General features: G+C 72.5%; 9 protein-coding genes. 7 read left to right on the plus strand and 2 right to left on the minus strand.

Features of this window, described 5'->3' with window-relative positions:
* The first annotated feature begins 130 nt into the window (after positions 1-130).
* Complete coding sequence (hrpA, locus tag ABZS80_RS16415) at positions 131-4,126, plus strand: ATP-dependent RNA helicase HrpA (protein WP_355056552.1); 3,996 nt, start codon at positions 131-133, stop codon at positions 4,124-4,126.
* Here hrpA and ABZS80_RS16420 read toward each other — a convergent pair.
* A complete protein-coding gene (locus tag ABZS80_RS16420) occupies positions 4,123-5,058 on the minus strand; it encodes a LysR substrate-binding domain-containing protein (protein ID WP_355056716.1) in 936 nt (311 codons plus the stop codon). The two genes, hrpA and ABZS80_RS16420, sit on opposite strands and share 4 nt — an antisense overlap.
* 29 nt (positions 5,059-5,087) lie before the next feature.
* Here ABZS80_RS16420 and ABZS80_RS16425 point away from each other — a divergent pair, with 29 nt between their 5' ends.
* From ABZS80_RS16425 to ABZS80_RS16450, 6 genes are all read left to right on the plus strand, one after another.
* Positions 5,088-5,819 (plus strand): succinate dehydrogenase cytochrome b subunit, encoded by a 732-nt coding sequence (locus ABZS80_RS16425; protein WP_355056554.1) that lies wholly within the window; start codon positions 5,088-5,090, stop codon positions 5,817-5,819.
* 1 nt (position 5,820) lies between these two features.
* The gene (locus ABZS80_RS16430) at positions 5,821-7,755 is read left to right on the plus strand and encodes a fumarate reductase/succinate dehydrogenase flavoprotein subunit (protein ID WP_355056556.1); all 1,935 of its coding nucleotides are present in this window, start codon (positions 5,821-5,823) and stop codon (positions 7,753-7,755) included.
* Positions 7,752-8,513, plus strand: a complete 762-nt coding sequence (locus ABZS80_RS16435) for a succinate dehydrogenase/fumarate reductase iron-sulfur subunit (protein WP_355056557.1) — start codon at positions 7,752-7,754, stop codon at positions 8,511-8,513. Before ABZS80_RS16430 ends, ABZS80_RS16435 begins: the two co-directional genes overlap by 4 nt.
* Positions 8,514-8,666: 153 nt before the next feature.
* Positions 8,667-9,851 carry a zinc-dependent alcohol dehydrogenase gene (locus ABZS80_RS16440; RefSeq protein WP_355056559.1) on the plus strand — a complete coding sequence of 395 codons (1,185 nt, stop codon included), beginning with the start codon at positions 8,667-8,669 and terminating at the stop codon, positions 9,849-9,851.
* A complete protein-coding gene (locus ABZS80_RS16445) occupies positions 9,848-10,153 on the plus strand; it encodes an SDR family NAD(P)-dependent oxidoreductase (protein ID WP_355056561.1) in 306 nt (101 codons plus the stop codon). Before ABZS80_RS16440 ends, ABZS80_RS16445 begins: the two co-directional genes overlap by 4 nt.
* An 87-nt stretch (positions 10,154-10,240) precedes the next feature.
* Positions 10,241-11,386 carry an MBL fold metallo-hydrolase gene (locus tag ABZS80_RS16450; RefSeq protein WP_355056563.1) on the plus strand — a complete coding sequence of 382 codons (1,146 nt, stop codon included), beginning with the start codon at positions 10,241-10,243 and terminating at the stop codon, positions 11,384-11,386.
* Between the two features lie 10 nt (positions 11,387-11,396).
* On the opposite strand, the gene dgt is transcribed toward ABZS80_RS16450, so the two are convergent.
* Complete coding sequence (dgt, locus tag ABZS80_RS16455; RefSeq protein WP_355056564.1) at positions 11,397-12,908, minus strand: dGTP triphosphohydrolase; 1,512 nt, start codon at positions 12,906-12,908, stop codon at positions 11,397-11,399.
* Between the last annotated feature and the right edge of the window lie 16 nt (positions 12,909-12,924).

A 12,924-nucleotide genomic window follows, 5' to 3' on the forward strand; every position in this document is an offset into this window, starting at 1 on the left:
TCGTCGGACCTCACCTCGGCCGAAACTCTAGCCCGGCCACCCGCGCCCACCTGGCAGGGCGCGCGGGAGGCGGCGGTAGCCGGTAACCCGGGAGCGGTGGGCCGTACGCCTGCCTATCCTTGGCGACGACATGCAGAATCCAGCCGCACCCGCCGTACCCGAGACCGCCCGCGACCTGCACCGCCGCCTGTCCGCCCTGATGTTCCGCGACCAGCGCCGGCTCCAGCGCCGGCTGGACGGGGTGCGGAAGCTGCGCGACCCGCAGCGGCGGGAGTCGGCGCTGGCCGAGATCGCGGCCGACGTGGCCCGGGCCGAGGCGCGGCTGGCCGCCCGGCGGGCCGCCGTGCCGACGGTCACCTATCCGGCGCAGCTTCCGGTCAGCGAGCGCAGGGACGACATCGCCGCGGCCATCCGCGACCACCAGGTGGTGATCGTGGCCGGCGAGACGGGCTCCGGCAAGACCACCCAGCTGCCCAAGATCTGTCTGGAGCTGGGCCGCGGCGTCACCGGGCTGATCGGCCACACCCAGCCCCGCCGGCTCGCCGCGCGGACGGTGGCCGACCGGATCGCCGAGGAACTCGGCACCGAGCTGGGCGACGTGGTCGGCTACAAGGTGCGCTTCACCGACCAGGTGGGCGACAACAGCCTGGTCAAGCTGATGACCGACGGCATCCTGCTGGCCGAGTTGCAGACCGACCGGATGCTGCGCCAGTACGACACGTTGATCATCGACGAGGCGCACGAGCGCAGCCTCAACATCGACTTCATCCTCGGCTACCTCCGGCAGCTGCTGCCCCGCCGCCCCGACCTCAAGGTGGTCATCACCTCGGCGACCATCGAGACCGACCGGTTCGCGAAGCACTTCGCCGACGCCGAGGGCAACCCCGCGCCGGTCGTCGAGGTGTCCGGCCGGACCTATCCGGTGGAGGTGCGCTACCGCCCGCTGGTCGAGGTCGTCGAGACCGAGGAGGAGGACGACGGGGACGAGGAGAACGTCCGGGACCAGATCCAGGCCATCGGCGACGCCGTCGAGGAACTGGCCGCCGAGGGTCCCGGCGACATCCTGGTCTTCCTCAGCGGCGAACGGGAGATCCGGGACACCGCCGACGCGCTCGGCAAGCTGGTGCAGAAGAGACGCTCGCTGCTCGGCACCGAGATCCTCCCGCTCTACGCCCGGCTCTCCACGGCCGAGCAGCACCGGGTCTTCGCCCCGCACGCCGGGCGCCGGGTGGTGCTCGCCACCAACGTCGCGGAAACCTCGCTGACCGTCCCCGGCATCACGTACGTGGTGGACCCGGGGACGGCCCGGATCTCCCGCTACTCCAGCCGCCTCAAGGTGCAGCGGCTGCCGATCGAGCCGGTCTCCCAGGCGTCGGCCAACCAGCGCAAGGGCCGCTGCGGGCGCACCTCGGACGGCATCTGCATCCGCCTCTACGACGAGCAGGACTTCGCCTCCCGGCCCGAGTTCACCGACCCGGAGATCCTGCGCACCAACCTGGCCTCGGTCATCCTCCAGATGACCTCGATCGGGCTGGGCGACATCGGCGCGTTCCCGTTCCTCGACCCGCCGGACCGGCGCAACGTCACCGACGGCGTGAACCTGCTGCACGAGCTGGGCGCGCTGGACCCGACCGAGACCGACCCGGCGAAGCGGCTCACCCCGCTCGGCCGGCGGCTGGCCCAGCTCCCGGTCGACCCGCGGCTGGCCCGGATGGTCCTCGAAGGCGAGCGCAACGGCTGCGCCACCGAGGTCATCGTCATCGCGGCGGCGCTCTCCATCCAGGACCCGCGCGAGCGGCCCGCCGACAAGCAGGCCCAGGCCGACCAGGCGCACGCCCGGTTCGCCGACAAGGAGTCGGACTTCGTCGCGTACCTGAACCTGTGGCGCTACCTGCGGGAGCAGCAGCGGGCCCTGTCCTCCAGCGCGTTCCGGCGAATGTGCAAGGCGGAGTACCTGAACTACCTGCGGGTGCGCGAGTGGCAGGACATCGTGAGCCAGCTCCGGCAGGTGCTGCGCACCTCGGACAAGGGTGACGGCCGCCGCGGGGCCGGCGCGGACCTGCCCGAGGAGATCGACACCCCGAAGGTGCACCAGTCCCTGCTGCCCGGCCTGCTCTCCCACCTCGGGCTCAAGGACGCGCAGAAGCACGAGTACCTCGGGGCGCGCGGGGCGAAGTTCGCGATCTTCCCGGGCTCGGCGCTGTTCAAGAAGCCGCCGCGCTGGGTGATGGCCGCCGAGCTGGTCGAGACCTCCCGGCTCTGGGGCCGGGTGGCCGGCCGGGTCGAGCCGGAATGGGTCGAGCCGCTCGCCCAGCACCTGGTGAAGCGCAGCTACAGCGAGCCGCACTGGGAGAAGAAGCAGGCCGCCGTGATGGCCTACGAGAAGGTCACCCTCTACGGCATCCCGCTGGTCACCTCCCGCAAGGTCAACTTCGGCCGGATCGACCCGGTGCTGAGCCGGGAGCTGTTCCTGCGGCACGCCCTCGTCGAGGGCGACTGGCAGACCCACCACCAGTTCTGGTCGGACAACCAGCGGCTGCTGACCGAGGTGGAGGAGCTGGAGAACCGGGCCCGCCGGCGCGACATCCTGGTCGACGACGAGACCATCTACCACTTCTACGACCAGCGGATCCCCGCCGACGTGGTCTCCGGCCGGCACTTCGACACCTGGTGGAAGAAGACCCGACGGGAGCAGCCGGACCTGCTCACCTTCACCCGCGAGCTGCTGGTCAACTCCGGGCGGGCCGGGGTGGACGAGACCGACTACCCGGACGAGTGGCGGGCCGACGGGGTGGCCCTGCCGCTGACCTACACCTTCGACCCGGGCACCCCCACCGACGGCGTCACCGTCGACATCCCGCTGCCGCTGCTCAACCAGGTGCCGGCGGAGAGCTTCGACTGGCAGGTGCCCGGCCTGCGCGAGGAACTCGTGATCGCGCTGATCCGGTCGCTGCCCAAGGCGATCCGGCGCAACTTCGTCCCGGTGCCCGACTACGCCCGGGCGGCGCTCGCGCAGATGCCGGCCGGCGAGGAGCCGCTGCTCGCCGCGCTCGCCCGGCAGCTGCGCCGGATGACCGGGGTGACCGTGCCGCCCGACGCCTGGGACGTGGACAGGCTGCCGCCGCACCTGCGGGTCACCTTCCGGGTGCTCGGCGAGGACGACAAGCCGGTCGCCGAGGGCAAGGACCTGCCGGCCCTGCAACGCGAGCTGCGCCAGGAGGTACGCCAGGTCGTCGCCGCCGCCGCGCCCGACGTGGCCCGGACCGGGCTGACCGGGTGGGACATCGGCTCCCTGCCGCGCACCATCGAGCAGGTCCGCGCCGGCTACGCGGTCACCGCGTACCCGGCCCTGGTCGACGAGGGCACGACCGTCGGGGTGAAGGTGTTCGACTCCCCCGCCGAGCAGGAGGCCGCGCACTGGGCCGGCACCCGGCGGCTGCTCCGGCTGACCGTGCCCTCCCCGGCGAAGTTCCTCCAGGGCCGGCTCAGCAACGAGGCCAAGCTGGCGCTGTCCCGCAACCCGCACGGCGGGGTGCCGGCCCTGATCGAGGACGCGGCGGGCGCGGCCATCGACAAGCTGATGGCGGACGCGGGCGGCCCGGCCTGGGACGCCGAGGGCTTCGCCGCGCTGCGCGAGCGGGTCCGCGCCGACCTGGTCGACACGGTGGTCGAGGTGATGGGCCGGGTGCGGCAGGTGCTGGCCGCCGCGTACGCGGTGGAGCAGCGCCTCGGCGCCACCCGGAACCTGGCCGTCGTGGCCGCGCTGGCCGACATCCGCAGCCAGCTCGGCGGCCTGGTGCACAAGGGCTTCATCACCGAGGCCGGGTACGCGCGCCTGCCCGACCTGCTGCGCTACCTGACCGCGATCGAGCGGCGGCTGGACCGGCTGACCGGCAACCCGCAGCGGGACAAGCAGCAACAGGACCGGATCGCCGTGGTGCAGAAGGAGTACCAGGACCTGCTGGCCGCGCTGCCGCCGTCGAAGCGGCAGTCCGCGGCGGTCCGGCAGATCCGGTGGATGATCGAGGAGCTGCGGGTGAACGTCTTCGCCCAGGCGCTCGGCACCCCGTACCCCGTCTCCGAGCAGCGCATCTACCGCGCCATGGACGACGCCGAGGGCCGCTAGAGCGGCTCCACGCCGGCCGGAAGCCGGTCGGCGGCGGTGGCGTCGTGCACGTACTCCAGGAGGATGCGGCGCAGCTCGCGGCCGGCGTGGGTGGGCACCACGTCGCGGCGGCGGGCCACCGCGATGGTCCGGCGGACGCCGGGCGGGGCGAGCCGGGTCACCCGGATTCCCGGCCGGCGGGTGACCGCGATGCCGGGCACCAGGGCCGCGCCGAGTCCGGCCTCGACGAAGCTGAGGACGGCGTCCAGCTCCCCGCCGTCCACCGACAGGGTCGGCTCGAAGCCGGCCGCCCGGCACGCCTGGAGGGTGGCGTCGCGCAGGTCGTAGCCCTGGCGGAACATCACCAGCGGCTGGTCGCGCAGGTCGGTGATGCGCACCTCGCCCCGCTCGGAGGCGGCCGGCAGCGGGTCGACCGAGGCGACCACGAGGCTCTCCCGCAGGATCGGGTCGGCGCGCAGCCCCGGGTCGGTGCCGGTGGACGGCATGATGATCAGCGCCAGGTCGAGGTCGCCGCGGAGCAGGTCACGGACCAGATCCTGCGAGCCGCCCTCCTCCACCCGGAGGTCGACGGTGGGGTGGGCGTCGCGGAACCGGCGCAGCACCGGGGGCGCCAGCGAGGTGGCCAGGCTGGGGGTGGCGCCGAGCCGGACCCGGCCCCGGCGCAGGCCGACCAGTTCCTGCACCTCCCGGGTGGCGGTGTCCACGTCGGCGAGGATCCGCTTGGCGAAGGGCAGCAGCACGTCGCCGGCCGCGGTGAGGGCGATGTTGCCCCTTACCCGCTCGAAGAGCGGGGCCCCCAGGTCGGTCTCCAGGGCGTGAATTTGCTTACTCAGTGAGGGCTGCGTGATGCCCACCAGATCGGCAGCTTGGGTGAAATGTCGTACTTCTGCGACCGCGACGAAGTACCGGAGCTGATGGAGCTGCATCTGTATAGCTTATGGCTATCAAGACTGCGAGGTCGATGCATTGGACGACTGATCAAACTGCTCCTAGCGTCGGCCATGTGGTAATCACGAAAACTCGGTCGCCCATCCGCTCCAATGTCGGCCTCAAGGCCGTCATGGCGGTGACGGGCATCATCCTGGTGCTGTTCCTGATCCTGCACATGCTCGGCAACCTGAAGATCTTCACGGGCGAAACCTCGTTCGACCACTACGCGCACTGGCTCCGGGAGATCGGAACGCCGCTGCTGCCGTCGACCTGGTACCTGTGGATCCAGCGCACCGCGCTCACCGTGGCCGTGCTCGCGCACATCGTCTCGGCCACCGTGCTCGCGAAGCGCGCCCGGGCCGCCCGCCCGGTGCCGTACGCGCACCGCAGGAAGATCCACGTGAACTACGCGGCCCGGACCATGCGCTGGGGTGGTGTGATCATCCTGCTCTTCGTGATCTACCACATCCTGGACCTGACGACCGGTCACCTGAACCCGCAGGGCGACCCGGCCAACCCCTACGGCAACGTCGTCCAGGACTTCGCGGCGGACCGCTGGTACGTCACGCTCTTCTACACCCTGGCGATCGTCACGCTCGGCTTCCACCTGCGGCACGGCGCGTTCAGCGCGTTCCGCAGCCTCGGGCAGCAGACCCCGAAGGGCGAGCGCCGCGCGCGTGCCGCGGCCCTCGCCCTCGCCGTCGCGCTCTGCGTCGGCTACCTCGTGGTCCCGTTCGCCGTACTTACCGGATTGGTGGCCTGACATGGATCTCTTCACCACCGGCGACCCGATCGCCGACACCAAGGCTCCCGACGGCCCCATCGAGACCCGCTGGGACCGTCACCGGTTCGAGATGAAGCTGGTCAACCCGGCCAACCGGCGCAAGCTGACCGTGATCGTGGTCGGCACCGGCCTGGCCGGCGGCTCCGCCGCGGCCACCCTGGCCGAGCAGGGCTACCACGTGAAGTCCTACTGCTACCAGGACAGCCCGCGCCGGGCCCACTCCATCGCCGCGCAGGGCGGCATCAACGCCGCCAAGAACTACCGCAACGACGGCGACTCGGTGCACCGGCTCTTCTACGACACCGTCAAGGGCGGCGACTTCCGCTCCCGCGAGTCCAACGTGCACCGGCTCGCCGAGGTCTCGGTCAACATCATCGACCAGTGCGTCGCCCAGGGCGTCCCGTTCGCCCGCGAGTACGGCGGCCTGCTCGACACCCGCTCCTTCGGCGGCGCGCAGGTGCAGCGCACCTTCTACGCCCGGGGCCAGACGGGCCAGCAGCTGCTGCTCGGCGCGTACCAGGCGCTGGAGCGGCAGATCGGCCTGGGCAACGTGGAGATGAATGCCCGGCACGAGATGCTCGAACTGGTCATCGTCGACGGCCGGGCCCGCGGCATCGTGGTCCGCGACCTGGTCACCGGCGAGATCAGCACCGAGATGGCCGACGCCGTCGTGCTCGCCTCCGGCGGCTACGGCAACGTCTTCTACCTCTCCACCAACGCCAAGGGCTGCAACGTCACGGCCTCCTGGCGGGCGCACCGCAAGGGCGCGTACTTCGCGAACCCCTGCTACACGCAGATCCACCCGACCTGCATCCCGGTCTCCGGCGACCACCAGTCGAAGCTGACCCTGATGAGCGAGTCGCTGCGCAACGACGGCCGGGTGTGGGTGCCCAAGGCCAAGGGCGACGCCCGCAGCCCGAAGGACATCGGAGAGGACGAGCGGGACTACTACCTGGAGCGGATCTACCCCTCCTTCGGCAACCTGGTCCCCCGGGACATCGCCTCCCGCGCCGCCAAGAACGTCTGCGACGAGGGCCGCGGTGTCGGCCCGGGCGGGCTCGGCGTCTACCTCGACTTCGCCGACGCCATCGGCCGGCTCGGCCGCAAGGCCATCGAAGCCAAGTACGGCAACCTGTTCGAGATGTACGAGCGGATCACCGGCGAGGACCCGTACGAGGTCCCGATGCGGATCTACCCCGCCGTGCACTACACGATGGGCGGCCTCTGGGTCGACTACGACCTCCAGTCGACCATCCCGGGCCTGTTCGTGATCGGCGAGGCCAACTTCTCCGACCACGGCGCCAACCGGCTCGGCGCCTCGGCGCTCATGCAGGGCCTGGCCGACGGCTACTTCGTGCTGCCGAACACCATCGCGAACTACCTGGCCGCGGGCGCCCTGGACAAGGTCGACGCCAGCCACCCCGAGGCGGTGGCCGCGCGGACCGAGGTCGAGGAGCGGCTCCAGCGGCTGCTCGCGATCAACGGCGACCGCACGGTGGACTCGTTCCACCGGGAGCTGGGCCAGATCATGTGGGAGCACTGCGGCATGGAGCGCTCCGAGGCCGGGCTGCGCAAGGCGATCGACGAGATCCGCACCCTGCGCGACGAGTTCTGGCAGCGGGTCCGCGTCCCGGGCGACGGCGAGGGGCTCAACCAGTCGCTGGAGAAGGCCGGCCGGGTGGCCGACTTCTTCGAGCTGGCCGAGCTCATGTGCATCGACGCCCTGCACCGCGAGGAGTCCTGCGGCGGCCACTTCCGGGCCGAGCACCAGACCCCCGACGGTGAGGCGCAACGCGACGACGACCGGTTCTCCTACGTGGCGGCCTGGGAATACGCCGGCACCGGTCAGCCCGTGCTGCACAAGGAAGACCTGACCTTCGAATACGTCCACCCCACGCAGCGGAGCTACAAGTGAACCTGACCCTGCGCATCTGGCGCCAGAAGGGCCCCGAGGACAAGGGTCAGATGGTGACCTACCCGGTGCAGGACGTGTCCCCGGACATGTCCTTCCTGGAGATGCTCGACGTGCTCAACGAGCGGCTGATCCTCGACGGCGAGGAGCCGGTCGCGTTCGACCACGACTGCCGCGAGGGCATCTGCGGCATGTGCAGCCTCATGATCAACGGTGAGGCGCACGGCCCGCAGCGCGGCACCACCGCCTGCCAGCTGCACATGCGGCAGTTCTCCGACGGCGACACGATCGACATCGAGCCGTGGCGGGCCCGGGCCTTCCCGGTGATCAAGGACCTCGTGGTCGACCGGAACGCCTTCGACCAGATCATCGCCGCCGGCGGCTACATCACCGCGCCGACCGGCAGCGCCCCCGAGGCGCACTCGACGCCGGTGGCCAAGGCGGACGCGGACGCCGCCTTCTCCTCGGCCGCGTGCATCGGCTGCGGCGCCTGCGTGGCGGCCTGCCCGAACGGCTCCGGCATGCTGTTCACCGCTGCCAAGATCACCCAGCTCTCGCTGCTGCCGCAGGGCCAGCCCGAGCGGTACACCCGAGTGATCGGCATGGTGGACGCGCACGACGAGGCCGGCTTCGGCGGCTGCACCAACATCGGCGAGTGCGCGGCGGCCTGCCCGAAGGGCATCCCGCTGAACACCATCGGCCGGCTCAACCGGGACTACCTCAAGGCGACGTCCAAGCGCGCCGGCACCCCGGGGTCCTGACCCCCCGCCGTCCGACCCACACGACCGCCGCGCCCCGCACCCGGGGCGCGGCGGTCGCCCTTTTCCGGGTACGCGGGGCAGCCCCCCGCCGGTTCAACCGCTCCCCCGGGGGTAGCAGTCCGGCGGACGGCACCGAAGAGGGGACATTCAGGCATGAAGGCACTCACCTGGCAGGGCAAGCGTGACGTCCGCGTCGAGGACGTACCGGACCCGCGGATCGAGGAGCCGACCGACGCGGTCATCCGGGTGACCTCGACCGCCATCTGCGGCTCCGACCTGCACCTGTACGAGGTGCTCGGGCCGTACCTGAAGCCCGGCGACGTGCTGGGGCACGAGCCGATGGGTGTCGTCGAGGAGGTCGGCCCGGGGGTGACCCGGCTCAAGCCCGGCGACCGCGTGGTCGTCCCCTTCAACATCTCCTGCGGCTCGTGCTGGATGTGCGACCGCCAGCTCTACGCCCAGTGCGAGACCACCCAGGTGACCAGCGAGGGCAAGGGCGCCGGGCTGTTCGGCTACACCTCGCTCTACGGCTCCCTCCCCGGCGGGCAGGCCGAGTACCTGCGGGTGCCGCAGGCCCAGTTCGGCCCGATCAAGATCCCGGAGACCGGGCCCGACGAGCGCTGGCTCTACCTCTCCGACATCCTGCCCACCGCCTGGCAGGCGGTGAAGTACGCCGACACCCCGCCCGGCGGCACCCTGGCGGTGTTCGGCCTCGGCCCCGTCGGGCAGTTCTGCGCCCGGATCGGCCGGCACCTCGGCGCCGGCCGGGTGATCGGCCTGGACCTGGTGCCGGAGCGGCTGGAGATGGCCCGCCGGCACGGCATCGAGGTGCTCGACGTCAGCGAACTCGACGACGTGCCCGGGGCGCTGATCGACCTGGTCGACGGGCGCGGCCCGGACGCGGTGATCGACGCCGTCGGCATGGAGGCGCACGGCGCCCCGGCCGGCAAGATCGCCCAGACCGCCGCCGGGCTGCTGCCGGACAAGCTGGCCCGGACCATGACCGACAAGGTGGGTGTCGACCGGCTCGTGGTGCTACACGCCGCGCTCAAGGCCGTCCGGCGCGGCGGCACCGTGTCGATCTCCGGCGTGTACGGCGGCGAGCAGGACCCGATGCCGCTCATGGAGATGTTCGACCGGGGCGTCCAGCTGCGCATGGGGCAGTGCCACGTGAAGCGCTGGATCGACGACATCATGCCGCTGCTCGCCGGCGACGACGACCCGCTCGGCGTCGAGGACCTGCGGACCCACCGGCTGCCGCTCGCGCAGGCGCCGCAGGCGTACGAGATGTTCCAGAAGAAGCAGGACGGCTGCGTCAAGGTCGTGCTCGAACCGTGAGCCGGACGGTGGTCATCACCGGCGCGACCAGCGGGATCGGCCGGGCGGCGGCCCGGGAGTTTGCCGGCCGTGGGCACCGCCTGGTCCTCGCGGCCCCCTCCCCCGCCACCCTGGCCCAGGTACGCGAGGAGTGCCGGGCGGCCGGCGCCGAGGTGCTCACCACCCGGGCGTGGTGTTCGCGCCGAACCCGTGCCGGGGAGGCGGTCCGGGGCGGCTGGCTGCCCGACGTGTCGCGGGCGGTGCGGTCGGCGGGCGGGGTGACCGCGGCGGCGGGCTTGGCGCTGCTGCGCCGGCTGCGCTGAGGTGCGCCGCCGGGGTGCGACATCGCCCGCGCAGGGCGCCGGGCGGATGGCTACCGTGTACTGCGGGACACGGCGGAGGGACGGGACATGCGGCGACCGGAGGACCGGGAACTGGAGCGCGCGGCCGGCGGGCGGCGGTGGCGGATGGCGGGGCTGGCCGCGGTGGCCGGGCTGGCCTGGGCGGCACGCGACGTGCCCGCCCAGCTCGGCGGCCGGCTCTCCGGCGCCCGCGCGGAACGGGCGGCCCGCTCGCCGCGCTTCCGGGACGGCACCTTCCACAACCCGTCGGGCACCCGCAGCACGATGGTCGCCGACCCCGGCCGCAACCTGGTCAAGGAGCTGATCTTCGGCAAGCAGAAGCGGCGGCCGGACAGCGCCGTGCCGCTGCTGCGCCCGGCCGACCCGGCACCGGCCGACCCGGCCCGCGAGCTGAGCGTCGTCTGGTACGGGCACGCCTCCACGCTGGTCGAGATCGAGGGGCACCGGGTGCTGCTCGACCCGGTCTGGAGCGACCGCTGCTCCCCGTCGGCGCTCGTCGGCCCGCGCCGCATCCACGAGCCGCCGGTCCGCCTCGACGAGCTGCCCCGGCTCGACGCCATCCTCATCTCGCACGACCACTACGACCACCTCGACATGGCCACCGTCCGCGGGCTCCTCGCCCACCAGTCCGCGCCGTTCCTCGTGCCGCTCGGCGTCGGCGCCCACCTGGACCGGTGGGGCGTGCCGGAGGACCGGATCGTCGAGCTGGACTGGTCGGAGAGCCACCGGGTCGGCGCGCTGACCCTCACGGCCACCGCCGCCCAGCACTTCTCCGGGCGGGGCCTGCGCCGCGACGGCACCCTCTGGAGTTCCTGGGTGGTGGCCGGGGCGCAGCGGAAGCTCTTCTACACCGGCGACTCCGGCTACTTCGACGGGTACGCCGAGATCGGCGCCGAGCACGGCCCGTTCGACGTCACGCTCATGCAGATCGGCGCGTACGACCGGGCCTGGCCGAGCATCCACATGTTCCCCGAGGAGGCCGTCGCCGCCCACCTCGACCTGCGCGGCGGGCTGTTCGTCCCGGTGCACTGGGCCACCTTCAACCTGGCCCTGCACGACTGGTCCGAGCCGGTGGACCGGCTCTGGGCCGAGGCGAAGGCCCGGGACGTCCGGCTGGCCGTGCCGCGCCCCGGCGAGCGGGTCGTGGTCGACGAGCCGCCGGCGGTGGACGGCTGGTGGCAGGGGGTCGCCTGACCCCCGCGCCTCAGAGCACGAAGGCGTCCGTCCAGAGGGCGCCGGAGCGGCCGGACAGCGCGTCCAGCATCGCCACCGCCTGCCCGTCGGTGAGCTGGGCGACGAAGTCGACGATGGCCCGCCCTCTGGCCCGGCCGATCCGGTCCGGCGTCCGCGGGTGCAGCTCCGCCTCGGCCAGCTCGACCAGGTCGTGCAGCCGGCGGGGCAGCCGGGACTCCTCCTCCGGGTCGAGCAGCCACTCCCACAGGGCCTCCACCAGCGTGCCGAGCAGCCGCGCCTGGCCGCGCTGGTGCAGGGCCAGGTCCGGCCGGGCCAGCACGAACCGGTGGTGCACGAACTTGAGCACCTGCACCTCGTGCCACTGCGGCTTGGCCAGCAGCACGTGCCCGGATCGGACGTCGGGCTCCGGGGCCACCGTGATGGCCTCGACGAAGCGGGTGGACCAGCGGGCGGAGAACCGCGCCACGTACTGCTCGGCCTCGATCGAGCCGTCGAAGGGCAGCGCCAGCAGGCCCTCCACCAGCTCCTCGCGGACGTGCTCGACGGCGGCGGCGAACGCCTCGTCGTCGGCGATCCAGGCGTCCTTGCGGTGCAACTGCCGGCGCAGCCGCTCGATGGCCGCACCGGGCCGCCGGCCAGCCGCGGCCAGCGCCGAGGAGGTGATCGCCCGGAAGTGCCCGCACTCGCGCTGCCAGGCGGACAGCTCGGCGGCCACCGCGCCCTGCTGGAGCACCCCGACCCGGTAGAAGTCCTCCACGTCGTGGATGGCGTACGCGATGTCGTCGGCGGTGTCCATGATCGACGCCTCGGGGGTCTGCTGCCAGTCCGGGATCCGGCCGGCAAACGGCTCCCGGGCCTGCCGCAGGTCGTCCACCTCGGTCCGGTACGCGCCGAACTTCGCCGACCCGCTCTCCGGGTCGTCGAGCGGGGCGGCCGCGCCGCGCGGGGCCGGGTCCAGGTGCCGAGGATGCGGGTCCGGATGGTCCAGCCGGGTCCACGGGTACTTCAGCATCGCCGCCCGGACCGCCGCGGTCAGGTCCAGGCCGGTGGTTGCCGCGCCGCGGATCTCGGTGCTGGTGACGATCCGGTACGACTGGGCGTTGCCCTCGAAGCCGTCCGCCAGCCCGAGCCGCTGCCGGGCCAGTCGGTCCAGCACCCGCTCCCCCAGGTGCCCGAACGGCGGGTGCCCGAGGTCGTGCGCGAGCGCGGCGGCCTCCACCACGTCCGGGTCGCAGCCGCCCAGCTTCTCCAGCAGGTCCCGATGCGCCGGGTCGGCGGTCAGCCGCTCGGCGACCGCACGGGCCACCTGCGCCACCTTGAGGCTGTGGGTGAGCCGGTTGTGCACGAGCAGACCCGACCCGCCCGGGCTGATCACCTGGGTCACCCCGTTCAGCCGGGCGAAGAACGGTGAGCCCACGATGCGGTCCCGGTCGGCCCGGAACGGGCTGACGGCGAGGTCGCCGAGCGCTCGGGCGCTACCGCCGAAGAGCCGCCGGGCCCGCGGATCCGCAGCTTGTTCCATGATCGCCACGCTAGCG

The sequence above is a fragment of the Micromonospora sp. NPDC005305 genome (assembly GCF_040607315.1).
Classification (GTDB): domain Bacteria; phylum Actinomycetota; class Actinomycetes; order Mycobacteriales; family Micromonosporaceae; genus Micromonospora.

Bases quoted from the DNA above. Each gene is read 5' to 3' on its own strand.
- ABZS80_RS16440 (WP_355056559.1), top strand. From the start codon at position 8,667: ATGAAGGCACTCACCTGGCAGGGCAAGCGTGACGTCCGCGTCGAGGAC.
- ABZS80_RS16425 (WP_355056554.1), top strand. From the start codon at position 5,088: ATGCATTGGACGACTGATCAAACTGCTCCTAGCGTCGGCCATGTGGTA.
- ABZS80_RS16450 (WP_355056563.1), top strand. From the start codon at position 10,241: ATGCGGCGACCGGAGGACCGGGAACTGGAGCGCGCGGCCGGCGGGCGG.
- ABZS80_RS16430 (WP_355056556.1), top strand. From the start codon at position 5,821: ATGGATCTCTTCACCACCGGCGACCCGATCGCCGACACCAAGGCTCCC.
- hrpA (WP_355056552.1), top strand. From the start codon at position 131: ATGCAGAATCCAGCCGCACCCGCCGTACCCGAGACCGCCCGCGACCTG.
- dgt (WP_355056564.1), bottom strand. From the start codon at position 12,908: ATGGAACAAGCTGCGGATCCGCGGGCCCGGCGGCTCTTCGGCGGTAGC.